This window comes from Streptomyces sp. NPDC088354 (genome assembly GCF_044753585.1).
Taxonomy (GTDB): Bacteria; Actinomycetota; Actinomycetes; order Streptomycetales; family Streptomycetaceae; genus Actinacidiphila.
In genome coordinates this window covers 1-23,002 of sequence record NZ_JBIVNJ010000008.1, presented here as the reverse complement: position 1 = coordinate 23,002, position 23,002 = coordinate 1, and the positions used below count along the sequence as shown (strand labels likewise).

Below are 23,002 nucleotides of genomic sequence, written 5' to 3'. Positions count from 1 at the left end.
ATCAGATCCTTTCGGGGGCCAGGCGGAGGTCGGTCGCCTGGTCCTGGTCGGTCGTGATGTCCTGGGGAAAGCGGTGGAGCGGCCCGGGCAGCCGCGCGCCCAGCGGGGAGAGCCCGCCGTCCGCGCCGAGCCGGGAGAGCAGGTCGAGCACGAGGCGTCCGCGGCGGACCCGTTCGCGGGCGGTCGCCAGGGCGACGTCCCGCAACTGCCGTCCGTACGGGTAGATGCCGGGGGCCTTGCTCAGGCCGAACTTGAGGTAGATCGGGGCGCCGCGGCGGATCAGCTCGGCCGCGTCGTAGAGCCGGACGAAGCCGCCGAGGTCGTCGGGGGCCTCGATGTAGAAGTCCATCGGGGCCCGGCTGGTCCGGCGGATCTCGGTGATCTGCTGGAGGGTCAGGTCGGAGGGGATGTTGACGGAGTCGGCGCCGAGCCGCTCCCACACCGCGTAGGCGGCCGGGTTGACCGGGCCGACCAGCGCGGAGACCTTGAAGGTGGTGTCGGCGGGCAGCAGGCCCTGCTCGCGGAGCCGGTGCAGCAGCCACAGCACGCCCTCGTCGGCGACGAGCAGGCAGCGCACGCCCAGCGCGGCCGCCCGCAGGGCGTCCTCGACGCAGCCGGCCACCTGGTCGTGGCCGCGGGCGCGCAGCCCCCCGCCGCGGGAGTCGGTGCGGGTGGCGGCGCCGATGTCCCAGGTGCCGCGGGGACCGGTGAACAGGCAGAGCTCGACGTCGCGTTCGGCGCAGGCGGCCACCATCTCGGTGATCTCCGCGTCGGTCAGCATCCAGATGCCGCTGCCCTGGCTGATCCGGTGCACCGGCACGTCCAGCCGTTCGGCCTCCTCGAGCACGGTGGCCAGCGCTTCCGGGCCCTCCACGGACGGGATCTCGGTGCGCCAGGTGCCGCCGTCGGGGAAGCAGTGCGGGGAGGCGTCGGCCGGGTTGTCCGCCGGGGCACCGTGACCGAGCAGGGCGAGGGCGTGCTGCCCTGGGTGACGGGGACCGGGCGGGGTGCCGGTCCTGTCGGGACTCGTGGTGGAAGCGTCGGTCACGGTGCTCCTTCGTCGGTGCCGGTGGTGCCGTTCCGGATCTGCGAGGGTGTGTTCGGGATGTCGGACGACGTTCGGGTCATTGGGTACGGGTCGGTGCGGAGGGGGACATCGGCGCCCAGAGCCGTACGGGGGCCGGGCCGGGTCATGGGCGCAGCAGCACTTTGCCCACCTTCGGGTCCCGGTTCGCCAGCAGGCCGAGCGCCTCCGCGTAGTCCTCCAGGGGCAGCTCGTGCGTGATCAGGGGGGCCGGGGTGAGCACCCCCGCGCCGAACGCGCGCACCGTGTGCGCCCACGCGGCCGGCGGCGCGCCGAACACCGTGTGCACGGTCAGCTGGCGCACCACCAGGTCGGTCGGGTCCAGTCCCTGTGCGGCGCCCGGTTCCGGGATGCCGGTCAGGGCCAGCCGGCCGCCGCGGCGCAGCAGCCCCGCACCGGTCCGGGCGGCGGAGGCGGAACCGGCCGCCTCCACGACGAGGTCGAAGTCGGCGGCGGCCGCGTCCGGCAGTTCGCCGGCGGTGCGGAACATCGTGGCGCCGAAGGAGGCGGCCAGTTCCTCCCGGTCGCGCCGGGCGCCCACCACGAGCAGTTCCGCGGGGGACACCGCGGCCAGGAACTGCACCGCCAGCATCCCGAGCGTGCCGGTGCCCACGACGGCCACCCGCTCGCCCGGCGCGGCCGGGGCCTTCAGCAGCGCGGCCGCCACGCACGCCGCTGGCTCCAGGAGCGCGGCGGAGCGCAGGTCGGCGGCGTCGTCCAGGACGTGCAGCAGCCGGGCGGGCAGGGTGAGCGTGTCGGCCATCGCGCCGGGTTGCGTGAAGCCGGTCTCCTCGTACGGGGCGCCGCACAGCGTGGTCTCCCCGGCGTGACAGCGGTCGCAGACCTGACAGTTGCGGAAGCCCTCGCCGACGACCTTGCGGCCGGTCAGGTCCGCGCTCACGCCCGCGCCGACCGCCTCCACCGTGCCGGACCACTCGTGGCCGGGGGTGACGGGGTAGCGGACGTACCCTGCCGGGCGGGTGCCCGCGTGGACCTCGCGGTCGCTGCCGCAGATCCCGGCCGCGTGCACGCGCACCAGCGCCTCGCCCGGGCCGGGCGCGACCGGTTCCGCGGGCACGATCCGGTGCCGGCCGGGCCCGTCGAGGACGACGGCGCGGGGGGAGGGGCCGGTCACTTGGTGCCCCCGGGCTGCCGGCGCTCCCAGCCCTCGGCCCACAGGTCGAAGCGCGCCTGCTGCTGGGGGAACTCGGCGGCGGCGTCCACATCGAGCTCGACACCGAGGCCGGGGGCGTCCGACAGGGTGAAGTACCCGTCGGGCCCCACCGCGGGGGCGCCCTTGACGACCTTCTTGATCTCGGAGTCCGCGAAGTCGTTGAAGTGCTCGAGGATCTTGAAGTTGGGGGTGCAGCCCGCCAGTTGCAGACTCGCCGCGGTGAGCACCGAGCCGCCGACGTTGTGCGGGGCGACCAGCACGTAGTGCGTCTCGGCGGTGGCCGCGAGCTTGCGGACCTCGTTGATGCCGCCGATGTGACCGAGGTCGGGCTGGATGACGTCGGCGGCCTGGAGCTCGAACAGCTCGCGGAACTCGTAGCGGTCGTGGATGCGTTCGCCGGTCGCGATCGGCAGGTCGGTGTGCGCGGCGACCTTCGCCAGGGCCTTGAGGTTCTCCGGCGGCACCGGCTCCTCGATCCAGCTCGGCTTGAACGGCTCCAGCTCCTTCGCGATCCGGATCGCGGTCGCCGGGCTGAAGCGCCCGTGCATCTCGACCAGCAACTCGGCCTCGGGCCCGATCGCGTCGCGGACGGCCTCGATGAGGGAGAGGGCGTACGTGGTGGCCGCGTGGTCCAGCTCGAAGTGGCCGGTGCCGAAGGGGTCGATCTTCAGCGCGCGGTAGCCGCGCTCCACGACCGCGCGGGCGGCCTTGTGGTAGGCCTCGGGGGTGCGCTCGGTGGTGTACCAGCCGTTGGCGTACGCCTTGACCTTCTCGTTCACCTTGCCGCCGAGCAGCTGCCACACCGGCACGCCGAGGGCCTTGCCCTTGATGTCCCAGCAGGCCATCTCGACGACCGCGATCCCCGACATGACGATCTCGCCGGCCCGGCCGTAGTCGCCGTACTTCATCCGCCGGACGAGATCCTCCACCGCGAACGGATCGGAGCCGGTGATGTGGTTTGCGGACGCCTCGTGAAGGTAGCCGAGCAATGCGTCGGTGTGACCCAGCATGCGCGTCTCACCGACGCCCGTAAGGCCCTCGTCGGTGTGGACGAGCACGTAGGTGAGGTTGCGCCAGGGAGTGCCGACGACATGCGTGCTGATGCCGGTGATGCGCACGGAAGTTGCCCCTTAAGGACGGTCGTTCGAGATTTCGTCACCCGTTCGAAATGTTGAAGGGACCGTAGTTACGGGCTCCGGGCGGTGTCAATGGCAAAGTTGCCCGGATGCGGGCGTTGTTGCCGAAGTGAGGCCGGACCGTGCGCCGGAGACCGGCCGCGCCGTCGTATACGAACAGGCCCGCGCGGCCTCCCGGGCGGGCGCTCAGGAGCCGAAGGCCGCGCCGTAGACGATCCCCGCGAGCCGCGACTGCCCCCGGGCGCTGGGGTGGAACCAGTCCCACGGGCTCAACTCCGCCGAGGTGAAGCGGTAGTCGAAGACCGCACCGCCGTCCGAGCGGCAGCGCTTCCAGCGCGCGCACTCCTGTGCCAGCACGCTGTTGTACGCGATCACCCGCTCCCGTACGGCCTGCCGCCGCGCGTTCGCCGCGGCGTCCGTCGACTCGGGGTCCGCCAGCATGGACGGGCACAGGCCGAGCTTCCAGATCTGCCGGCCCAGGGCGTTGTGCCGCCCGACGTCCCACAGCCGCAGCAGGTCGGGCACGCTCGCGACGAAGACCTGCGTCCGGGGCAGCCCCTGGTGCAGGGTGCGCAGCGCGGTGGCGAACTCCCGGCGGAAGGTGTCCACCGGGGTCATCCGGGCGGCGCTGGGCGCGCACGCGTCGTTGGCGCCCATGAGGATCACCACCTGCTGCGGCCGCAGCGCCACGGCCCGCTCCGCCTGCGCCGGCAGATCGGCCATCCGGGCGCCGCTGGCCGCCAGGTTCCAGCTCGCGGCGGCGGGACGGGCGAGCAGCCGGGTGGCGACGCTGGTCACCGAGGCCCCGCTGCCGGTCGCCCAGGACAGGTCCGGGCAGTCCGTCAACACGCCGCACGCGTCGAAACCCCGGGTGATGGAATCCCCGAGGGCGGCCAGTGAGGCCGGCCGGGTGTTCCACGCCAGGGCGGCCGAGGCGCTCGGACGGGGGCTCGCGGCACCGCTCCCGGCGGCCGCCGGGGCCTCGGCGCCGGTCACGGAACAGGCCGCCACCAGCGCCGTCGTGAGCAGACCGGTCAGAGCGGCGGTCGCGCCGCGCGCGGCGCGCCGGAGCGGCTCCCGCATCGCTGCTCCCTCCGACGAGTGGGTGACTTCTCGGTGATCCCGACAGTACGTCACTCCTCGGGTGACGCCGCGCGGTAGCTTTTTCCTTGACACCTGATGGGAAAGAGGTGACCAGAAGTCAGATCTTGTCTCATTCGTTATGATTAGTGCAGAATGTCCACTGCTGTCCCGGATGGCTCGGTTATGGGCATGAGGCCGCTGGGGAAGGCGTACCTCGTCCCACACTGGAGGTCCCGGTGACGACACGTGGAGTTCTGTACGTGCACTCCGCGCCGCGCGCGCTGTGCCCACACGTCGAGTGGGCCGTCGCGGGCGTGCTCGGCGTGCGCGTGAACCTCGACTGGATCCGCCAGCCCGCCTCTCCGGGCACCTGGCGGGCCGAGTTCTCCTGGCAGGGAGACCCCGGCACCGCCTCCAAGCTGGCGTCCGCGCTGCGCGGCTGGCACCTGCTGCGCTTCGAGGTGACGGCGGAGCCGTGCCCGTCCGCCGAGGGGGAGCGCTACAGCAGCACCCCCGAGCTCGGCATCTTCCATGCCGTCACCGGCATCCACGGCGACATCCTCATTCCCGAGGACCGGCTGCGCGCCGCGCTCGCCCGGGCCCGCAAGGGCGAGGCGGACCTCGAGACCGAGGTCGCCAAGCTGCTCGGCAAGCCCTGGGACGACGAGCTGGAGCCCTTCCGGTACGCGGGCGAGGGCGCCCCCGTCCGGTGGCTGCATCAGGTCGTCTGACGCTCCCTCGGCTCCGCGGCGCCCGCCGCGGGGTCCGGCGGCGTGCCGTCGCCGTCCTCGCACCGCGCCGCGGCCCCCGGCCACCACACCCGCGCGCCGATGTCCCGCACCAGCGCGGGCACCAGCAGCGAGCGCACCAGCGTGGTGTCCAGCAGCACGCCGAACGCCACCATGAAGGCGATCTGCACCAGGAAGGCCAGCGGGATCACGCCCAGCGCCGCGAACGTCGCCGCCAGCACCACGCCCGCCGAGGTGATCACGCCCCCGGTGGCGGTCAGGCCGCGCAGGACGCCCTGCCGGGTCCCGTGCCGCAGCGTCTCCTCGCGGACCCGGGTCATCAGGAAGATGTTGTAGTCCACGCCGAGCGCGACCAGGAAGACGAAGCCGTACAGCGGGACCGAGGCGTCCGTCGCCGAGAAGCCGAACACGTGCGGGAAGACCAGCGCCGACACACCCAAGGTGGCGGCGAAGTTCAGCGCCACCGTGGCGACCAGCAGCAGAGGCAGCAGCAGGCTGCGCAGCAGGGCCACCAGGATCAGCAGGATGATCGCGAGGACGACCGGGACCACCAGCGTGCGGTCGCGCTCGGCGGTGCGCTGGGTGTCCAGCTGCTGCGCCGTGTACCCGCCGACCACCGCGTCCGCGCCGGGCACGGCGTGCACGGCGCGCCGCAGCCGTTCCACGGTGGCCTTGGCGGCGTCGCTGTCGGCGGCGTCCCGCAGCGTCACCTCCAGCTGCGCCCGGCCGCCGGCGACCAGCGGCGCGCCCTGGCCGGGGCGGCCGGAGGCCGTGACGGGAGCGGCGGAGGAAACTCCGGCGGTCCTTTCGGCCGTCCGGGTCACCTCGGTGAGCCGGTCCGCGGCGGCGACCACCACGGCGGGGTTGCCGGAGCCGCCGGGGAAGTGCTCGCCCAGGACGCGCTGAGCGGTCACCGAGGGGGCCTGGTGGACGAAGATCTCGTCCAGCGGCACGCCCCGGGCGGTCAGGGCGGGGGAGAAGGCCGCGCAGGCGACCAGCACCGCCAGGCTCGCCGCCCAGACCCGGCGCGGCGCCCGGTCCACGAGCGCGGCCACCCGCTGCCACACGCCCCGGCCCCCTTCGCGCGCCGGACGGGGCCGGGCGGGCCAGTACGCGGCCCGGCCGAGCAGCAGCAGGACGGCGGGCAGGAAGGTGAGGCTGCTCGCCACGGCGCAGACGACGCCGACGGCGCCGACCGGGCCCAGCGCCCGGTTGTTCGTCAGGTCGCTGGCCAGCAGGGCCAGCAGCGCGAGCGCCACGGTGGCCGCGCTCGCCACGATCGCCCCCGCCGAGCGGCGCAGCGCCGCCCGCATGGCGGCGAACCGGTCGCCGCGAGCGGCGAGTTCCTCCCGGAAGCGGGCCGACAGCAGCAGGGCGTAGTCCGTGGCGGCGCCGATGACGAGGATCGACAGGATGCCCTGCACCTGGCCGTCCACCCGGACCGCGCCGTGCTCGGCGAGCACGTACACCACGCCGCAGGCGAGGCCGAGGGAGAGGACCGAGCCGGCGATGACGACCAGCGGCAGCAGCACCGCGCGGTAGACCAGCAGCAGGATCACCAGCACCACCCCGAGGGCGACGAGCAGCAGCAGTCCGTCGATGCCCGCGAAGGCGTCGCCCAGGTCCGCCTGGGAGGCGGCCGGTCCCGCGACGTGGGCGGTGGTGCCGGGCACGCGCCCGGCCGCGGCGGAGATCCGGTCGACGGTGTCCTGCACCTGCCGCCCGAGGTCCGGGCGGAGCTGCAGCACGCCCTCCAGTGCGCGGCCGTCCCCGGAGCGCAGCGCTGGGGACGGCCGGCCGGTCACCCCGTCGGTCCCGGCGAGGGAGGCCAGTGCCGCGGTGGCGGCGTCCTGCTGGGCGTCGGTGACCGGTCCGCGGTCCGCGGTCCAGACGACGATCGCCGGCACGGTCTCGCCCCGGCGGAACGCCTGCCGTTCGGCGAGCGCCTTCGTGGACTCGGCGCTGCGGGGGAGGAAGGCCGCCTGGTCGTTGGTGGAGACCTCGCCCAGCTTGCCCGCGTAGGGGCCGAGGGTGCCGCCGATCCCCAGCCAGGCGACCAGCAGCACCACGGGGAGCAGCCATCGGACGGTGCGCGGCACGGATGTCATCGCTTCTCCCGTGGGGGTGGGTGCGGGTGTCTCCCTCTGCTGTCCACAGGATATATCTCACTCATCGATTATCTTAACCGTCGAGATTATTTACGATGGAGGGGTGCCCGAACACGTACAGGACGACCGCCCCGATGCCGAGCAGCCCGAGTCCCCCACCGGGCTGCACGCCTTCGCCGTGCAACTGCGCCGGATGAACAGCGAGTTCAACCGCATCGCGCAGGACTTCGCGCAGAGCCGGCGGCTGCACCACACCGATGTGCAGGCCCTGGTGGCGATCCTGGACGGCGACGGGCACGGCGGCGCCATGACCCCGGGACTGCTGGGCGAACGGCTCAATCTGACCTCCGGGGCGGTCACCGCCTGCCTGGACCGGCTGGAACGGGCCGGCCACATCCGCCGCACCCGCGACGCGGCCGACCGGCGCGTCGTCCACCTGCACTACGCGCCCAAGGCGAAGGCGGTGGCCCGCGCGTTCTTCCAGCCGCTCGCCCGGGGCACCGACGCGGCCCGCGCCCGGTTCACCGAAGAGGAACTCGCCGTCGTCATAAGCTTTTTGACGGCGATGAACGACGAACTGACCCTCCTGCGCGGCGAACCCGCCCCCGACGCGCCGCCGCCCCGGGGCCGCCCCTGAGCCGCCGCGGGCGCCGCGTAACCAGGGCGTGCGCCAGCGGCCCGTCCCGCCCGGGCCGGGGACCCGACCACGCGGCACACTAGGCCTCGGCCTGCCGCGCCGCCGCGGCGATGTTGCGCGCCATGCCGCCGAACACCACGGCGTGGAACGGCGACACGCTCCACCAGTACGCGTGCCCCGCCAGGCCCCGCGGGTGGAACAGCGCCCGCTGCCGGTAGACGGTGCGCCCCCGGTCGTCCCGCCCGGCCGACAGCTCCAGCCAGGCCAGCCCCGGCAGCCGCATCTCCGCCCGCAGCCGCAGCAGCTTCCCGGGTTCGATCGCCTCGACCCGCCAGAAGTCCAGCGAGTCGCCGGTCCGCAGCCGTGTCGCGTCCCGGCGCCCCCGGCGCAGCCCGACTCCGCCCACGAAGCGGTCGAGCCAGCCGCGCACCGCCCACGCCGGCGGGAAGGAGTACCAGCCGTTGTCGCCGCCGATGCCCTCGATCACCCGCCACAGGGCCTCCGGCGAGGCGTCCACCACCCGTGCCCGCCGGTCGGTGTACAGGCTGCCGCCTGCCCAGTCCGGATCGGTGGGCAGCGGGTCGCTGGGCGCGCCGGGGACCGAGGCCGACGACCAGCGGGTGACCACGTTGGCGTCCCGGATCCGCTGCAGGGCCAACTCCAGCGCCCGCTCGACGCCGATCATGCCCTGCGGCGGGTCGGGCACCCACGCGGCGATGTCGTGGTCGTGGCAGACCACCTCGTGCCGCAGCGACTCCGTCAGCGGACGCGCGATGCCCGCGGGCACGGGGGTCACCAGCCCCACCCAGTGGCTGGACAGGCGGGGGGTGAGCACCGGCACCGGCACGATCAGCCGCGGCGGCAGCCCCGCCACCTCGGCGTACTTCAGCATCATCGCGCGGTAGGTGAGCACATCCGGCCCCCCGACGTCGAAGGCGCGGTTCACCTCGGGCGGCAGCGCCGCGCAGCCGACGAGGTAGCGCAGCACGTCCCGTACGGCGATCGGCTGGATGCGGGTGTTGACCCAGCGCGGGGTGACCATCACCGGCAGCCGCTCGGTCAGATAGCGCAGCATCTCGAACGAGGCCGAGCCCGAGCCGATGATGACCGCCGCCCGCAGGACGGCCGTCGGCACCCCCGAGGCCAGCAGGACCCGGCCCACCTCGGCACGCGAGCGCAGGTGCGGCGACAGCTCCCGCTCGGGCACCCCGGCCGGGGTGAGCCCGCCCAGGTACACGATCCGCCGCACGCCGGCCGCCTTCGCCGCGCTGCCGAAGATCTCGGCGGCCCGGCGGTCGGTCTCCTCGAAGCCCCGGCCGCTGCCGAGCGCGTGGACGAGGTAGTACGCGACGTCCACGCCCTCCATCGCCGCGAGCACCGACTCCTCGTCGGTCACGTCGCCCCGCACCACCTCGGCGCGGGCCGCCCAGGGGTGGTCGCGCAGCTTCCCCGGGGTGCGGACCAGGCAGCGCACCGCGTGGCCGGCGTCGAGCAGTTCGGGCACCAGGCGGCCGCCGATGTAGCCGCTGGCGCCGGTCACCAGACAGGTGAGGGTCATGCCGGTCACTCCTTTCCGGCGCCCGTGGCCGCCAGGGCGCTCGCCACGTCCGGCGGCAGCGGGGCCAGCCGCAGCAGCCCCGCCACCACGCGGGCGGTGGTCGCGTGCCAGGTGCCGGCGTCCCGCAGCATCGCGTGGTCGCCGCCCGGCACCGTCAGATGGCAGGCCAGGGCGCCCGCCGCGCGCGCCCGGTCGGCCAGGACCAGCGACGCGGCAGGATCGGTGACCCGGTCCCGGTCTCCGTGCAGCAGTACCAGGCGGCGCCCGGCCAGCTGTCCCACCGGCTCGCCCGCCGGGCACCACGGGGCCAGCCCCACGACCCCGCCCACCAGCGGATGCCCGGCCACCCGCAGCGCCGCACGGCCGCCCATGGAGTGGCCGACCAGCACGACGGGCACCGTCCCGGCGCGCCCCCGCAGGGCCTCCAGCGCCCGCCAGGCGTCGCGCGCGGCGTCCTGCCGGTCGCCGTTCCAGCCGCGGTGCCGGTAGCGGACCCCGGCGAGCGCGATGCAATGCCCGGCCGTGGCCCGGCCGATGGCGCGGACGAACGGCCGCATCCGGGCCCCGGGGAGGTTCCACCGCGTGGGCGGCTCCAGGCCCTCGGCGCGACCGCCGTGCAGCAGCAGGACGGCGGCCGCCGGGCGGTCCGGGAGGGCGTACGGGACCAGCGCCGTGTGCGACGCCGCACCGCCGTCGGCGCCTCCGGCACCCTCGGCGCTGTCACCGTACGTCATCGGATCGCCTCTCCTCGTACTCTCCGTCATTATCCGCCGCTCCCTCCGCCGCCGCCCGTCCTGCTCCTGCCCGTTTCCGCCGTTCCTGCCCGGGATTCGGAGCCGCGCCCCCCACCGGATTGCCCGGCCGGCCAATCCGCGGGCCGCGGGCCTACGAATCATCCGCAGGGAGAGACGGGGCACGAAGGGAGCGGAATGAACGGCACAAGGCGCCGGATCGCTGTCGTGGGAAGCGGGGTGGCCGGACTGACCGCCGCGTACGCACTGCAACGGAGCTGCGACGTATCGCTGTTCGAGGCGGACGACCGGCTGGGCGGGCACGCGCACACCCACGACATAGCCTCGGCCGACGGACGGGTGGCGGCGGTCGACAGCGGCTTCATCGTGCACAACGAGCGCACCTATCCCACTCTGCTGCGGATCTTCGCCGAACTCGGGGTCGCCACGCAGGAGTCCGAGATGAGCATGTCCGTGCGGTGCGAGGGCTGCGGCCTGGAGTACGCCGGGGCCCGCGGGCCCGCCGGGCTGTTCGCGCAGCCGCGCAACGGGCTGCGCCCCGCGTACCTGCGCATGCTGGCCGAAGTGCCGCGCTTCCACCGCAGGGCCCGGCGGCTGCTGGCCGGGGACGGCGGCGACGACACCACCACACTGGGCGAGTTCCTGCGCGCGGGCGGCTTCTCGGCCTACTTCGTCGCGCACTTCACGACCCCGCTGGTGGCATGCGTGTGGTCGTGCTCGCCGCGTACGGCGGCCGCCTACCCGGCCGCGTACCTCTTCCGGTTCCTGGACCACCACGGCATGCTGTCGGTGTCCGGCTCGCCCACCTGGAAGACCGTCACCGGCGGCTCGCGGGTCTACGTCGAGCGGATCGCCAAGCGGCTCACGGCCATCCGCACCGCCACCCCCGTGCGCGCCCTGCGGCGGCACGCCGACGGCGCCGAGATCGTCACCGACGACGGCGAGAGCGAGGACTACGACGCGGTGGTCGTGGCCACCCACCCCGACCAGGCGCTGCGCCTGCTCGCCGACGCCACCGCGGCGGAGCGCGCCGTGCTCGGCGCGATCCCGTACTCCCGCAACCCCACGCTGCTGCACACCGACACCTCGCTGCTGCCGCACAGCACCGGGGCCCGCGGCTCGTGGAACTACCTGATGCCCTCCTGCGCCCCCTCGCCCGGCGGAGTACGGGTCACCTACGACATGAACCGCCTGCAGCGGCTGGACAGCCCCGAGCGCTTCCTGGTCACCCTCGGCGGTGAGGAACTCGTCGACCCCGGCCGGGTGCTGGCCCGCATGGTCTACGAACACCCCGTCTACACCCCGGAGTCGGTCGCCGCGCAGCGCCTGCTGCCCACCCTGGACACCCCCGTCACCGCCTTCGCCGGGGCCTACCACGGCTGGGGCTTCCACGAGGACGGCTGCCGCTCCGGCGCCGAGGCCGCCCGCACGCTGGGGGCGCGATGGCAGTGACCGCCGCCGCCCCGCCGGACGTGCCCGCCCTGTACGAGTGCGTGATCACCCACGTCCGCACCCGCCCGGTGCGGCACGCCTTCACCCACCGCACCTACATGTGGCTGATCGACCCCGACCGGCCGCCCCGGCTCCCCGTGCCGCTGCGCCCCTTCGCCCGCTTCGACGCCCGGGACCACTTCGGCGGCCGGCAGCCCACCGTACGGGCCGCCCTGGAGACCTGGCTCGCCGCGCGCGGGGTGGACCTGCGGGGCGGCCCGGTACGCATGCTCACCCACGCCCGGGTCCTCGGCCATGTCTTCAACCCGCTGACGCTCTACTGGTGCCGCACCCCGGACGGCGCCCTGGCCTGCGTCGTCGCCGAGGTCCACAACACCTACGGTGAGCGGCACGCCTATCTGCTGCGCACCGACGAGGCCGGTGCGGCGAGCGTCGCCAAGGACTTCCACGTCTCGCCGTTCTTCCCTGTCGACGGCGCCTACCGCATGCGGCTGCCGGAGCCGGACGCCGCGCTCCGTCTCACCGTCCACCTGGAGCGCGAGGAGACCCGGCCGTTCACCGCCACGGTGCGCGGCGAACGGCGGCCCGGCACCGCCCCGTTCCTGCTCCGCTCCGCGCTGCGCCATCCCTGGTCCACCGCCGCCGTGTCGGCCGGCATCCGCCGGCACGGCATCCGACTGCTGCTGCGCGGACTGCCCGTGCTGCGGCGCCCTGTTCACCGGTCTCAGGAGGGCTTCGAGTGACCACGTCCGTACCCGTCCCCGCACCCGCTCCCGTCTCCGAGGTGGGCGTGGACCCGCGCCGCTGGCCGGACGTCGCCGCACCACCGCCCCGCTCACGCGTACGCGCCGCCGTCGCCGGCGCCGTCGTGCGCCGTGCCCTGTCCCGGCTGCCGCTGCGCTGCCGCCTCGGGCCCGGCGGCCCGGTGATCGGCACCGGCGGCCCCGCGGTCGAGGTCGCCGACCCCGACGCCTTCTTCCGCCGCCTGGGCGCCGGCGGACTGATCGGCTTCGGCGAGTCCTACATGGCCGGCGAGTGGGACGCGCCCGACCTCGTCGCGGTGCTGACCGTGCTGGCCGGCCACGTCACCGAACTCGTCCCGCGGCCGCTGCAGAAGCTGCGCTCCCTGTGGGCGCGGCGGCAGCCCGGCGAGCGCCGCAACACCCTCGACGGCGCCCGGGACAACATCCACGCGCACTACGACCTGTCCAACGAGCTGTTCGCCCTCTTCCTGGACGAGACCCTCACTTACTCCTCGGCGGTGTTCCGCGCCCTGCCCGCCACGTACGACCTGCTCGCCGACGCCCAGCGCCGCAAGATCGACCGCCTGCTGGACCTCGCGGGGGTCGGCGAGGGCACCCGGCTGCTGGAGATCGGCACCGGCTGGGGCGAACTCGCCGTGCGCGCCGCCCGGCGCGGCGCCGACGTCGTCAGCGTCACCCTCTCCGAGGAGCAGCGCCGGCTGGCCACCGAGCGCATCGAGGCGGCCGGGCAGTCCGCCCGGGCGACGGTGCTGCTGCGCGACTACCGTCAGGTCACCGGCCGTTACGACGCGATCGTCAGCGTCGAGATGATCGAGGCCGTCGGCGCCGACTACTGGCCCGTCTACTTCGGCGCCCTCGACCGGCTGCTCGCCCCCGGCGGCCGGATCGCGCTCCAGGCCATCACCATGGCCGACGACCGCATGCTGGCCACCCGCGACACCTACACCTGGATACAGAAGTACATCTTCCCCGGCGGCCTGATCCCCTCCGCGGAGGCGATCGGGCGCACCGTCGCGGAGCACACGGCGCTGCGCGTCGAGGACAGCACCGGCTTCGCCGCGCACTACGCCGAGACGCTGCGGCTGTGGCGCGAACGCTTCACCGCGCGGGCCGCCGAGGTGGCCGCCCTCGGCTTCGACCAGACCTTCCGCCGCATGTGGACGCTCTACCTCGGCTACTCCGAGGCCGGCTTCCGCTCCGGCTACCTCGACGTACGGCAACTGCTGCTCACCCGAGGGGAGACCGCCCGGTGAAGAGCGCCGCGGACACCCTCGTGCCCCTGCTGGAGCAGTTCACCGGCGGCCCCCTGCCGGTGCGGCTGCGGGCCTGGGACGGGAGCACCGCCGGGCCGCGCGACGCGCCGATGGTGGTGCTGCGCTCCCGGCGGGCACTGCGCCGGCTGCTCTGGGAGCCCGGCGAACTCGGCCTGGCCGAGGCCTACATCACCGGCGACCTCGACGTGCGCGGCGACCTCACCGAAGGCCTGCGCGCGATCTGGCGCGCGGCGCGCGAGGGCGGCGCCACCCCGCCCCGGCTGACCGCCGGCGACCGCCTGCGGGCGACCGGCGCCGCGCTGCGGCTCGGCGCGGTCGGGCCGCGGCCGCCCGCCCCGCGCGGCCGGGCCCGGCTCAACGGCACCCCGCACAGCCGGGGCCGCGACCGCGCCGCCATCAGCCACCACTACGACCTGTCCAACGAGTTCTACGCCCTGCTCCTCGACCCGTCCATGGCGTACTCCTGCGCCTACTGGACCCGCGCGGACGATCCTGATTACAGCCTCGCCGACGCCCAGCGCGACAAGCTGGAACTCGTCTGCCGCAAGCTGGGACTGCGTCCAGGCATGCGGCTGCTCGACATCGGCTGCGGCTGGGGCGCGCTGTCCCTGTACGCCGCCGAGACGCACCGCGCCCAAGTGCACGCGGTCACCCTGTCCGCCGCACAACGCGACGCCGTCCGGGCCCGCGTCCGCGAGCGCGGCCTGGAGGAGTACGTCCAGGTCGAACTCCGGGACTACCGGGACCTGGAGGGCAGCGGCGGCTACGAGGCGGTGACCGCGATCGAGATGGGCGAGCACGTCGGCGACGCGCAGTACCCCGCCTTCGCCGGCACCCTGCACCGTGTGCTGCGCCCGCACGGCCGGGCCCTGGTGCAGCAGATGTCACGGGGCCGGGTCGCGCCCGGCGGCGGCGCGTTCATCGAGACGTACATCGCCCCCGACATGCACATGCGCCCCCTCGGCCGTACCGTCGCCCTGCTGGAGGGCGCCGGGCTGGAGGTGCGCGCCGTGGAGTCGCTGCGCGGGCACTACGTGCGCACGGTACGGGCATGGCTGGCCACGCTGGAGGCGCGCTGGTCCGAATTCGTGTCGCTGGCGGGGGAGGAGACCGCCCGCGTGTGGCGGCTGTACCTGGCCGGCGGCGCGCTGGCCTTCGCCGAACGGCGCATGGGCGTCGACCAGATCCTCGCCGTGCGGCCCACCGGGGAGGGCGGCACGGGGATGCCGGACACCCAGGACGGCTGGTACGGGCGATGGTGACCCTCGCGGCGGCGGGTGCCGCGCTCGCGGTGATGCTGGTGGCGTTCGTCGTCGGCCGGGTCCGCGGCATGCACCGCTACGTCGACGTCGCGTGGGGCGCCGGCTTCGCGGCCGTCGGGGTCGTCGCCTACGTGATGTCGGCCGGGCACGGGGACCCGGCCCGGCGCGCCCTGGTGCTCGGGATGGTGGCGGTGTGGGGGCTGCGGCTGGCCGCCCACATCGCCTGGCGCGGCCGGGGTCACGGCGAGGACCCGCGCTACGAGGCCCTGCTGGACAAGGCGCCGGGCAACCGCACCCGGTACGCGCTGCGTATGGTCTACCTGCTGCAGGCCGCCCTGGTCTGGCTGGTCTCCCTGCCGGTCCAGGCGGCCTCCTGGATCCCCGGCCCGCTCGGCCCCGCCGCCGCGGTGGGCGTTGCGCTGTGGGCCGTCGGCCTGCTCTTCGAGGCGGTCGGCGACCACCAACTGGCGCGCTTCAAGGCCGATCCCGCGAACCGGGGACGGATCATGGACCGCGGGCTGTGGAGCTGGACGCGGCACCCCAACTACTTCGGCGACTTCTGCGTCTGGTGGGGCCTGTACGCGCTGACCTGCGACGCCTGGCAGGTCGCGGCCGCCACCGTGGTCTCCCCGCTGGTGATGAGCCTGCTGCTGATCCGCGGCAGCGGGAAGGCCCTGCTGGAGCGGCGCATGACCGGCCGCCCGGGCTGGGCGGGCTATGTCTCCCGTACCTCGGGTTTCTTCCCCCGGCCGCCGCGGAAGCGGGCGGCGCCTTCGTCGAGGTCGACGACCGGCGGGGGGTAGTCCAGTTCGCGGCGGCGTTCCTCGGGGAGCAGCCAGGGGCGGTGGACGGCGCCGCCCGGCACGCCGGACAGTTCGGGCAGCCAGTGCCGGACGTACTCCCCGGCGGGGTCGAAACGGCGGGCCTGTGTCAGCGGGTTGAGGACGCGGTTGGGGCGGGTGTCGGTACCGGTGCCCGCCACCCACTGCCAGTTGAGCTGGTTGTTGGCCAGGTCGCCGTCGACCAGCAGGCTCAGGAAGTGCGCGGCGCCGACCCGCCAGTCCACGTACAGCGTCTTGGTCAGGAAGCTGCCCACCAGCAGCCGCGCCCGGTTGTGCATCCAGCCCTCGTGCCGCAGCTGCCGCATCGCCGCATCCACGATCGGATAGCCGGTGCGGCCCTCGCGCCAGGCCTCCGCCTCGGGGCCGTCGCCCTGCCAGGAGTCGTGGCGGGGGCGCAGGTCGTGGTGGGCGGCGTACGGGCGGGCGGCCAGCACCTGGTGGTGGAAGTCCCGCCAGGCCAGCTGCCGTACGAAGCCGCCGTGGGCGCCGGCGGCGAGTTCCGTCGCGGACAGGCAGCCGAAGTGCAGGTACGGGGAGAGCCGCGAGGTCCCGTCGCCCGCCAGGTCGTCGTGGCGCTCCTCGTACGCGTCCACGCCGCCGCCCGAGCGCCAGGCGCGCCAGCGGCGCCGGCCCTCGCTCTCGCCGCCCTCGGGCAGTCCGGGCGAGACCCCGTGCGGCGCGTCCGGCACCGGGAGCGACCGCGGGCCCTCCGGCACCCTGACCGCCCGCGGCGCGCCGACCACGTCCCGCACGTCCGCCTGCTCCCAGCGCCGGAAGTACGGCGTGAACACCTCGAAGAGGTCCTTCCCGGCCGGGGTGAGGACCCCGGGCGGCACCACGTTCAGCACGCCGTCGTGGACCCGCAGCTCCCGCCGCGCCCCCTCCAGCGCCTCCCGCAGCCGCGTCTCCCGCCGTGCGGCGTAGCCGCTCACGCCCGCCGCGACGTGCACCTGCCGGGCGCCGGTCTCCTCCGCGACCCGGCACACCTCCTCCACCACGTCCCCCGCGCGCAGGACCAGCCGTCCGCCGCGGTCCCGCAACCGGGCGTCCAGGTCCGCCAGGCACCGCAGCAGGAACGCCGTCCGGTTCGGCACCGCGAACCCGGCCGCCTCGACCCCGTCGTCCAGCACGAACAACGGGACGACCTCGTCCGCGGCGCTGAGCGCCGCGCGCAGGACGGGGTTGTCGTGCACCCGCAGATCCGCGGTGAACAGACAGACGGCCACGGACACGCGGGCACCTCGCACCTTCGACTGCTTTCCTTCCGTCCGAGCCTAGGCCGCCCCCGTGCCCGGTCCCGGCATTCGCCGGGGCGCGTCCCGCCCGGTCAGGCCTTCGCGAAGGCCATGAGCGCGAGCGGCTGGGTGGTGGGCCGCGGAGAGCCGCCCGCCGGTTCGACGGTGATGCCCATGCCGGAGGCGTCGCCCACGGGACCGTCGAGGAGGACGGCCTCGCTGGTGCCCGGAGCGGGGCGGGGGACGAGCCCGGCGGAGCGCATGGTGCCGCCCGTGTCGGAGAACCACAGCTGGTAGACGCGGCCCCCGGACAGCGCGGGAAGGCCCTGGGCGAAGAAGACGGCGCGGTCCTGGCTCCGGGAGACCACGACGGTGCCGCTGGCGCCGCCGGAGAGCTTCCCGGTGGTGGCGGCGGCGTCGGGCGCGGCGAGGACGCGGGCGACGGACTCCGCACCGGCCTGTGCCTGCCGGGTCTCCTGGCGGGCGTCGCCGAGTTGCTGCTGCTGCCAGACGGCGACACCGCCGAGCGCGGCCGCGGCCACCAGACAGGCGGCCAGGGCGAACCGGGTGAGCAGGGGGGTACGCGGGGCGGCACGGCGGACGCGGCGGCGGTCCCGGACGGGGACCGGCTCGGTCACCCGCGGCGGCTCCTGCCGGACGGTGGCGATCCGCCGCATCACCTCGTCCTTCATCCGCGGCGGGACGGGTTCGGCCGCGGCGAGGCCGAGCCGGGCGGCGGTCGCGGTGAGCTCGCGCACCTCCAGGGCGCAGGGCTCGCACTCCGTCAGATGGTGCTCGAACTCGGCCCGCTCGTGCCGGTCCAGGGCGTCCAGGGCGTACGCCCCGGTGAGGGTGTGCAGTTCGGCGTCGGTGCTCACGCGGTCACCCCCAGGCAGTCACGCAGCCGGATGAGACCGTCCCTGAGCCGGGTCTTGACGGTGCCCAGCGGCAGCGACAGCAGTTCGGCGACCTCGCGGTAGGTCAGACCGCGGTAGTACGCCAGTATCACCGACTGGTGCTGCAGTTCGGTGAGGGTGCGCATGCAGCGCCGCACCTGCTCGCGTTCGAGCCGGGCCTCCACCTGCTCGGTCACCTCGTCGTACGCGGGCGTGCGGTCCAGCAGGGCCGCCTTGTGCTCGCGGTCCGCGGCGGCGCTCACCGACCGGACCCGGTCGACCGCGCGGCGGTGGGCCAGGGTCATCACCCAGGTCATCGCACTGCCTTTCTCGGGGCGGAAGCGGGCCGCCGTGCGCCAGACCTCCACCAGGACCTCCTGTGCGACCTCCTCCGACTGCGCGGGGTCGCGCAGCACGCCGCGGACCAGCCCCAGCACCGGGCCGCTCACGGCGTCGTACAGCCGGGCGAAGGCCTCCTGGTCGCCGCGCGCGACGGCGAGCAGCAGTTCCGTGAGGTCCGGCCCCTGGCGCGCGGGCATGCCGATTCGCACCGGTTCCCTCTCCACATCTCCCGCTTTCGTCGTGTCCGCTGTTGTGGTCGTGCCGTCGCTCCGGCACAGTCTCCCGTCCGGCATTCGGCGCCGCGAGCGGTTCGGATTGGTCCGTCGTACGGTGGCTGTCATGTCCGACACCACCTCAGTAGCAGTACTCGGCACCGGGATCATGGGTGCCGCGATGGCCCGCAACCTCGTCAAGGCCGGCCTCGACGTCCGTGTGTGGAACCGTACGAGCCAGAAGGCCGAACCGCTCGCCCGGGACGGTGCTCGCGTCGCCGCCACTCCCGCGGAGGCCGTGGAGGGCGCGGACGTCGTGCTGACCATCCTCCACGACGGCCCGGCCGCGCTGGAGACGATGCGGCAGGCGGCGCCCGCGCTGCGGCCCGGCACGGTCTGGGCGCAGGCCACGACGGCCGGGGTCGACGCCCTCGGCCCGTTCGCGGAGTTCGCCGCGGAACACGGCGTGGTCTTCGTCGACTCGCCGGTCCTCGGCACGAGGCAGCCGGCCGAGGCCGGGCAGCTCCTGGTGCTCGCCGCCGGACCGCAAGAGGCGCGGGCGGCGCTGGCACCGGTCTTCGAAGCCGTCGGCAGCCGCACGGTGTGGGTGGGCGAGGACGCCGCGTCGGGCGCGGCCAGCCGGCTCAAGCTCGTGATCAACAGCTGGGTGCTCACGGTCACCCACGGCGCCGCCGAGGCCCTGGCCCTGGCCGAGGGACTCGGGGTCGACCCGCGCGGTTTCCTGGACGCGGTGGCCGGCGGCGGCCTCGACATGGGCTACCTGCGGGCGAAGGCCGACGTCATCCTGCGCGGCGACTTCACGCCCAGCTTCGCGGTACGGACCGCCGAGAAGGACGCCCGCCTGGTGGTCGCGGCCGGGGAGGCCGCCGGGGTCCGCCTCGACGTGGCCGCGGCCGGCGCGGAGCGCTTCCGGCGGGCGGCGGCCCAGGGCCACGGCGACGAGGACATGGCGGCCACCTGGTTCGCCAGCTTCGGCGACGGCAGGGCCGCGAAGCGGGCGTAGGCGGCCACCCGGCGGGCCGGGGGCCGCCCCGGCTGCCGCACGTGGGGTGGCCGGGGCGGCGCCGGCTACCCCACGTGCGGGAAGAGGGCGGCGAAGGACGCCGCCGCCTCGCCGGGAGTGCGCCCGTAGGGCGCGTTGAAGTCCCAGATCAGGAAGAGGAGGAAGGCGATCAGGGCGCTGTAGAGCCCGGCCAGGATCAACTCCCGGCGGGAGCGGCGGATCTGCAGGGTGAAGATCAGCCCGACCGCGACCAGGCCGCCCACGATCAGCCCGAACCAGACCACGCCCGGCATGGTGGGCCCGGAGCTGTCGGCGCGCGCGTTGCGCGCGTCGTCGGCCGCGGCCACCTGGTCGACGACCGGCTGGTAGGCCTGGTTGGCCAGCGGGGTGCGCGGCTCGAAGGAGGTCACGTCGCGGCGCACCACGCCCAGCAGGTCGCTGCCGCGCTGGGTGTTGTCGCCGTGCTTGATCATGTACGGGATCTCCTTGTCCACGACGTAGGACACGTAGGCGTCGATGTCGCCGCGCACCCGGTCGCGGACCGCGGCCGGGTACACCTGGACCCGTTCCTGGACCTCGTGCAGCGCCTGGGCCTCACGGCGCGCGGCGTCCTCGGCGGCGCCGCGCCCCTCCCACACGCCGGCGATGGCCAGGCCCAGCACGATCGCGTAGACCACGCCGATCATCATCGTCATGTACTCGATGACGTCCGGGGTCTCGCTGGGGTCGTCGTCCTCGCCCAGCCGGCGGTTGTTGATCGCGACGATGCTCAGCACGACCACGCAGCTCGCGGCCATTCCGATGGCCAGGACAATCCAGTCCGACATGCGTCACCTCCGGGAACGGGCTTGGGAACGGGGCTTGAGCGCGGCGGCCGACAGCACCGCGGGCGCGGTGATCAGCAGCATGAGGTGGACGAGGCTCGGCCCCTCGGGCGGTGGCAGCGCGGTGACCTTGTGATAGGCGACCGGCGGCAGTTCGACCCGGCGGCTGGGCGCCGGGGTCGGGGTCGGAGTGGGTGTCGGGGTGGGTGTCGGGGTGGGCGTGGGTGTCGGTGTCGGGGTGGGCGCGGGCCGCTGCCGTACGGGCGCGGCCGGCGCGGGGGTGGGTTTCGGGCGGGGGGCCGGTCCGCACGGATGCCGCCAGGACACCGAGCCCCGCGCGCCCGAGGCGTCCGTGGAGGCGTCCACCGAGGACTGGTAGCGGGGGCAGTGCTCCCGTCGTACGCGGGCCGACGAGCCACCGGGGCCGGTCTGCGCCTCCACGGTGTCACCGCCGTGCCGGATCCGGACGCGGGTCCGCGGCGCGTTCCCCCCGGTGCCGCCCTCGGTGTTGGTCTCCACGCGGACGGCCCCGCCGCCCGTCTCCACGCGTACGGTGCCGTCCGGCAGGAACCGCACGACCGGCGGTCCCGGGACGCCGGGGCGGTCGTCGGCGTGGGCCGTACCCGCGCCCCCGGGACCCCCCGGCCCGCCCGGACCCAGCACCACCAGCACAGCGGCCGCCGTGAGGCCGGCCCCCCTCAGCCATATGGTCATGTCCGAGATGGTGTGCGGCGGCACGGCCGGCCATCCGGCAATTCGGGCCAATCCCCCCGAAGGGCTGATTCGTCAGCGCAGGACGCGGCGCAGCGCACGCCGGGCGCGGTCGGGGGCGCTCCGGTCGCCGAAGAGCTGGACGGCGTGATTGAGCGCGAAGTAGACGCCGTTGAGCTCGAACACGATCTGGTCGGCATCGGTGTCCTGGGGCAGTTCGCCCTGCTCGACGGCGGCCCGCAGATCCCGCACCAGGCGCCGCTTCCACACCGTGTACAGCCGGGCCACCGCGTCCCGCACCGGGCCCTCGCGCCCGTCGAACTCCACGGCGGATGCGGTGAACAGGCAGCCACCCGGGAAGGCCTCCCGCTCGCGGTCGAGGTAGGTCACCCATGCCTCGCAGATCGCCGTCAGCCGGACCAGGCCGGGCGGGCTGCCCGCGGCGGGCAGCCAGACGGCGCGGGTGAAGATCTCCGAGGCCCGGCGCAGGGCGGCGATCTGCAGCGCCTCCTTGGTGCCGAAGTGGCCCAGCAGCCCGGACTTGCTGATCCCGAGGTCGGTCGCGAGCCGGCCGATGGTCAGTCCCTCCAGGCCCTCCACGGAGGCGACCGCGACGCTGCGCTCGATGATCCGCTCGCGGGTGTGGCGGGCCTCGGTGGCTGACTTGCGTGGGCTCATGCGGCCATCGTAGCGAGCTGACCTCCTTTAGAGTCCGATCGGTCGGTCGCTATAGTTCCGGCATGACCTCGACCCGTATCGTCGCCCTCGGCCACCACCAGCCCGAACGCGTTCTCACCAACGACGACTTGGCCGCCATGGTCGACACCAGCGACGCCTGGATCCGGCAGCGCACCGGCATCGCCACCCGCCGCATCGCCGGCGACGACGAATCGGTCGCCGACATGGCGACGGCCGCCGCCGGGAAGGCGCTGGCGGCCGCGGGCCTGGCGCCCGCCGACATCGACCTCGTCGTGGTGGCCACCTCCAGCGCCATCGACCGCTCCCCGAGCACCGCCGCCCGGGTCGCCGCCCGGCTCGGGGCGGCCGCACCCGCCTCCTACGACCTCAACAACGCCTGCGCGGGCTTCACCACCGCGCTGGCCGCCGCCGACCACTCCGTGCGCGCCGGAGCCGCGCGGCACGCCCTCGTCATCGGCGCCGAGAAGATGTCCGACCTCACCGACTGGACCGACCGCAGCACCTGCGTCCTGCTCGGCGACGGCGCCGGGGCGGCCGTCCTCAGCGCGGTCCCGGACGGCGCCACCGGCCCCGACGGCCGCCAGGGCGTCGGCCCGGTGGTCTGGGGCTCCGACCCCACCCGTGCGGACGCCGTGCGGCTCGCGGGCGCCTGGCAGCCCCGCTTCGCCCAGGACGGCCAGGCGGTCTTCCGCTGGGCCACCTCGACCCTCGCCCCGATCGCCGAGGAGGCCTGCCGGCGGGCCGGCGTCTCCGTGGCCGATCTCGGCGGCATCGTGACGCACCAGGCCAACCTGCGCATCATCGAGTCGGTGGTCCGTCAACTCGGCGCCACGGACGCGGTCGTGGCCAAGGACGTCGTCGACTCCGGCAACACCTCCGCGGCCTCGGTCCCGCTGGCCTTCTCCAAGCTCGTCGAGCGCGGCGACCTGGCACCGGGCGCCCCCGTGCTGCTGCTCGGCTTCGGCGGCGGGCTGTCCTGGGCCGGACAGGTCGTCAGCTGCCCCTGACGGGCGCCCGCGACGCCCGAGGGGCGGGGGGGGCGCGGGGGGGGGGGGGGGGGGGGCGGGGGGGGGGGGGGGGGGGGGGGGCCGTCGCGGACGAGGGTGTGGGTGTCGATGACGCGTCGGACGCGGTCGTGCCGCTGCTCGGCGGTGGTGGGGTCGACGCGCGCGGCGGGGTCTTCG

The 23,002-nt window shown here is 74.8% G+C and carries 22 protein-coding genes; 9 read left to right on the top strand and 13 right to left on the bottom strand.

What is annotated here, in order from left to right:
- Nucleotide 1: 1 nt before the first annotated feature.
- From ACIP98_RS14620 to ACIP98_RS14605, 4 genes are all read right to left on the bottom strand, one after another.
- Nucleotides 2-1,048, bottom strand: a complete 1,047-nt coding sequence (locus ACIP98_RS14620) for a hypothetical protein (protein WP_401976011.1) — start codon at nucleotides 1,046-1,048, stop codon at nucleotides 2-4.
- Nucleotides 1,049-1,190: 142 nt separating this feature from the next.
- Nucleotides 1,191-2,219 carry an alcohol dehydrogenase catalytic domain-containing protein gene (locus ACIP98_RS14615; protein WP_319662644.1) on the bottom strand — a complete coding sequence of 343 codons (1,029 nt, stop codon included), beginning with the start codon at nucleotides 2,217-2,219 and terminating at the stop codon, nucleotides 1,191-1,193.
- Entirely contained in the window at nucleotides 2,216-3,376 is a 1,161-nt protein-coding gene (locus tag ACIP98_RS14610; RefSeq protein ID WP_401976009.1) for a mandelate racemase/muconate lactonizing enzyme family protein, read from the bottom strand. The genes ACIP98_RS14615 and ACIP98_RS14610 overlap by 4 nt, the downstream gene beginning before the upstream one ends.
- A 204-nt stretch (nucleotides 3,377-3,580) precedes the next feature.
- Entirely contained in the window at nucleotides 3,581-4,477 is an 897-nt protein-coding gene (locus tag ACIP98_RS14605) for an SGNH/GDSL hydrolase family protein (RefSeq protein WP_401976007.1), read from the bottom strand.
- Nucleotides 4,478-4,713: 236 nt separating this feature from the next.
- Between ACIP98_RS14605 and ACIP98_RS14600 the strand changes: the two genes are divergently transcribed.
- Nucleotides 4,714-5,208: a DUF3145 domain-containing protein gene (locus tag ACIP98_RS14600; protein WP_319662641.1), complete on the top strand. Its 495-nt coding sequence runs from the start codon at nucleotides 4,714-4,716 to the stop codon at nucleotides 5,206-5,208.
- Here ACIP98_RS14600 and ACIP98_RS14595 read toward each other — a convergent pair.
- A complete protein-coding gene (locus tag ACIP98_RS14595) occupies nucleotides 5,196-7,334 on the bottom strand; it encodes an MMPL family transporter (protein WP_401976004.1) in 2,139 nt (712 codons plus the stop codon). The two genes, ACIP98_RS14600 and ACIP98_RS14595, sit on opposite strands and share 13 nt — an antisense overlap.
- Nucleotides 7,335-7,437: 103 nt before the next feature.
- On the opposite strand from ACIP98_RS14595, the gene ACIP98_RS14590 reads away from it, so the two are divergent.
- Nucleotides 7,438-7,971 carry a MarR family transcriptional regulator gene (locus tag ACIP98_RS14590; RefSeq protein ID WP_319662639.1) on the top strand — a complete coding sequence of 178 codons (534 nt, stop codon included), beginning with the start codon at nucleotides 7,438-7,440 and terminating at the stop codon, nucleotides 7,969-7,971.
- A gap of 79 nt (nucleotides 7,972-8,050) precedes the next feature.
- Here ACIP98_RS14590 and ACIP98_RS14585 read toward each other — a convergent pair whose 3' ends face one another.
- A complete protein-coding gene (locus ACIP98_RS14585) occupies nucleotides 8,051-9,529 on the bottom strand; it encodes an SDR family oxidoreductase (RefSeq protein WP_401976001.1) in 1,479 nt (492 codons plus the stop codon).
- A gap of 5 nt (nucleotides 9,530-9,534) precedes the next feature.
- Nucleotides 9,535-10,263: an alpha/beta fold hydrolase gene (locus tag ACIP98_RS14580; protein ID WP_401975999.1), complete on the bottom strand. Its 729-nt coding sequence runs from the start codon at nucleotides 10,261-10,263 to the stop codon at nucleotides 9,535-9,537.
- 195 nt (nucleotides 10,264-10,458) lie between these two features.
- Here ACIP98_RS14580 and ACIP98_RS14575 point away from each other — a divergent pair, with 195 nt between their 5' ends.
- Genes ACIP98_RS14575 through ACIP98_RS14555 form a run of 5 tightly spaced genes read left to right on the top strand, consistent with a single transcriptional unit; the run spans nucleotide 10,459 to nucleotide 15,836 of the window.
- Nucleotides 10,459-11,733 (top strand): NAD(P)/FAD-dependent oxidoreductase, encoded by a 1,275-nt coding sequence (locus ACIP98_RS14575; RefSeq protein WP_401975996.1) that lies wholly within the window; start codon nucleotides 10,459-10,461, stop codon nucleotides 11,731-11,733.
- Nucleotides 11,724-12,476, top strand: a complete 753-nt coding sequence (locus ACIP98_RS14570) for a DUF1365 domain-containing protein (RefSeq protein ID WP_319662633.1) — start codon at nucleotides 11,724-11,726, stop codon at nucleotides 12,474-12,476. Before ACIP98_RS14575 ends, ACIP98_RS14570 begins: the two co-directional genes overlap by 10 nt.
- Nucleotides 12,473-13,750: a cyclopropane-fatty-acyl-phospholipid synthase family protein gene (locus ACIP98_RS14565; protein WP_319662632.1), complete on the top strand. Its 1,278-nt coding sequence runs from the start codon at nucleotides 12,473-12,475 to the stop codon at nucleotides 13,748-13,750. Before ACIP98_RS14570 ends, ACIP98_RS14565 begins: the two co-directional genes overlap by 4 nt.
- A complete protein-coding gene (locus tag ACIP98_RS14560) occupies nucleotides 13,747-15,033 on the top strand; it encodes a class I SAM-dependent methyltransferase (protein ID WP_401975993.1) in 1,287 nt (428 codons plus the stop codon). Before ACIP98_RS14565 ends, ACIP98_RS14560 begins: the two co-directional genes overlap by 4 nt.
- Nucleotides 15,027-15,836: a DUF1295 domain-containing protein gene (locus tag ACIP98_RS14555; protein WP_401975991.1), complete on the top strand. Its 810-nt coding sequence runs from the start codon at nucleotides 15,027-15,029 to the stop codon at nucleotides 15,834-15,836. The genes ACIP98_RS14560 and ACIP98_RS14555 overlap by 7 nt, the downstream gene beginning before the upstream one ends.
- Here the strand turns inward: ACIP98_RS14555 and ACIP98_RS14550 are convergent.
- From ACIP98_RS14550 to ACIP98_RS14540, 3 genes are all read right to left on the bottom strand, one after another.
- Nucleotides 15,749-17,107 carry a cryptochrome/photolyase family protein gene (locus ACIP98_RS14550; RefSeq protein ID WP_401975989.1) on the bottom strand — a complete coding sequence of 453 codons (1,359 nt, stop codon included), beginning with the start codon at nucleotides 17,105-17,107 and terminating at the stop codon, nucleotides 15,749-15,751. The genes ACIP98_RS14555 and ACIP98_RS14550 overlap by 88 nt on opposite strands.
- Nucleotides 17,108-17,202: 95 nt before the next feature.
- The gene (locus ACIP98_RS14545; protein ID WP_401975986.1) at nucleotides 17,203-17,988 is read right to left on the bottom strand and encodes an anti-sigma factor domain-containing protein; all 786 of its coding nucleotides are present in this window, start codon (nucleotides 17,986-17,988) and stop codon (nucleotides 17,203-17,205) included.
- Nucleotides 17,985-18,545 (bottom strand): sigma-70 family RNA polymerase sigma factor, encoded by a 561-nt coding sequence (locus ACIP98_RS14540; RefSeq protein WP_319662627.1) that lies wholly within the window; start codon nucleotides 18,543-18,545, stop codon nucleotides 17,985-17,987. The genes ACIP98_RS14545 and ACIP98_RS14540 overlap by 4 nt, the downstream gene beginning before the upstream one ends.
- A gap of 142 nt (nucleotides 18,546-18,687) precedes the next feature.
- Here ACIP98_RS14540 and ACIP98_RS14535 point away from each other — a divergent pair, with 142 nt between their 5' ends.
- Nucleotides 18,688-19,584, top strand: a complete 897-nt coding sequence (locus tag ACIP98_RS14535) for an NAD(P)-dependent oxidoreductase (RefSeq protein ID WP_319662626.1) — start codon at nucleotides 18,688-18,690, stop codon at nucleotides 19,582-19,584.
- Between the two features lie 65 nt (nucleotides 19,585-19,649).
- Here ACIP98_RS14535 and ACIP98_RS14530 read toward each other — a convergent pair whose 3' ends face one another.
- From ACIP98_RS14530 to ACIP98_RS14520, 3 genes are all read right to left on the bottom strand, one after another.
- On the bottom strand, nucleotides 19,650-20,411 hold the full coding sequence (locus ACIP98_RS14530) for a hypothetical protein (protein WP_319662625.1): 762 nt from the start codon (nucleotides 20,409-20,411) through the stop codon (nucleotides 19,650-19,652).
- A 3-nt stretch (nucleotides 20,412-20,414) separates the two neighbouring features.
- On the bottom strand, nucleotides 20,415-21,122 hold the full coding sequence (locus ACIP98_RS14525) for a hypothetical protein (protein WP_319662624.1): 708 nt from the start codon (nucleotides 21,120-21,122) through the stop codon (nucleotides 20,415-20,417).
- Nucleotides 21,123-21,194: 72 nt separating this feature from the next.
- The gene (locus ACIP98_RS14520) at nucleotides 21,195-21,797 is read right to left on the bottom strand and encodes a TetR/AcrR family transcriptional regulator (protein ID WP_319662623.1); all 603 of its coding nucleotides are present in this window, start codon (nucleotides 21,795-21,797) and stop codon (nucleotides 21,195-21,197) included.
- Nucleotides 21,798-21,859: 62 nt separating this feature from the next.
- Between ACIP98_RS14520 and ACIP98_RS14515 the strand changes: the two genes are divergently transcribed.
- Nucleotides 21,860-22,825, top strand: a complete 966-nt coding sequence (locus ACIP98_RS14515) for a beta-ketoacyl-ACP synthase 3 (protein WP_319662622.1) — start codon at nucleotides 21,860-21,862, stop codon at nucleotides 22,823-22,825.
- The last annotated feature ends 177 nt before the right edge of the window (nucleotides 22,826-23,002 follow it).

What these genes read in the sequence shown, in the direction of transcription:
- ACIP98_RS14530 (WP_319662625.1), bottom strand. Translation starts at nt 20,411, where the DNA reads ATGTCGGACTGGATTGTCCTGGCCATCGGAATGGCCGCGAGCTGCGTG.
- ACIP98_RS14585 (WP_401976001.1), bottom strand. Translation starts at nt 9,529, where the DNA reads ATGACCCTCACCTGTCTGGTGACCGGCGCCAGCGGCTACATCGGCGGC.
- ACIP98_RS14540 (WP_319662627.1), bottom strand. Translation starts at nt 18,545, where the DNA reads ATGCCCGCGCGCCAGGGGCCGGACCTCACGGAACTGCTGCTCGCCGTC.
- ACIP98_RS14555 (WP_401975991.1), top strand. Translation starts at nt 15,027, where the DNA reads ATGGTGACCCTCGCGGCGGCGGGTGCCGCGCTCGCGGTGATGCTGGTG.
- ACIP98_RS14535 (WP_319662626.1), top strand. Translation starts at nt 18,688, where the DNA reads ATGTCCGACACCACCTCAGTAGCAGTACTCGGCACCGGGATCATGGGT.
- ACIP98_RS14570 (WP_319662633.1), top strand. Translation starts at nt 11,724, where the DNA reads ATGGCAGTGACCGCCGCCGCCCCGCCGGACGTGCCCGCCCTGTACGAG.
- ACIP98_RS14595 (WP_401976004.1), bottom strand. Translation starts at nt 7,334, where the DNA reads ATGACATCCGTGCCGCGCACCGTCCGATGGCTGCTCCCCGTGGTGCTG.
- ACIP98_RS14605 (WP_401976007.1), bottom strand. Translation starts at nt 4,477, where the DNA reads ATGCGGGAGCCGCTCCGGCGCGCCGCGCGCGGCGCGACCGCCGCTCTG.
- ACIP98_RS14575 (WP_401975996.1), top strand. Translation starts at nt 10,459, where the DNA reads ATGAACGGCACAAGGCGCCGGATCGCTGTCGTGGGAAGCGGGGTGGCC.
- ACIP98_RS14580 (WP_401975999.1), bottom strand. Translation starts at nt 10,263, where the DNA reads ATGACGTACGGTGACAGCGCCGAGGGTGCCGGAGGCGCCGACGGCGGT.
- ACIP98_RS14525 (WP_319662624.1), bottom strand. Translation starts at nt 21,122, where the DNA reads ATGACCATATGGCTGAGGGGGGCCGGCCTCACGGCGGCCGCTGTGCTG.
- ACIP98_RS14520 (WP_319662623.1), bottom strand. Translation starts at nt 21,797, where the DNA reads ATGAGCCCACGCAAGTCAGCCACCGAGGCCCGCCACACCCGCGAGCGG.
- ACIP98_RS14515 (WP_319662622.1), top strand. Translation starts at nt 21,860, where the DNA reads ATGACCTCGACCCGTATCGTCGCCCTCGGCCACCACCAGCCCGAACGC.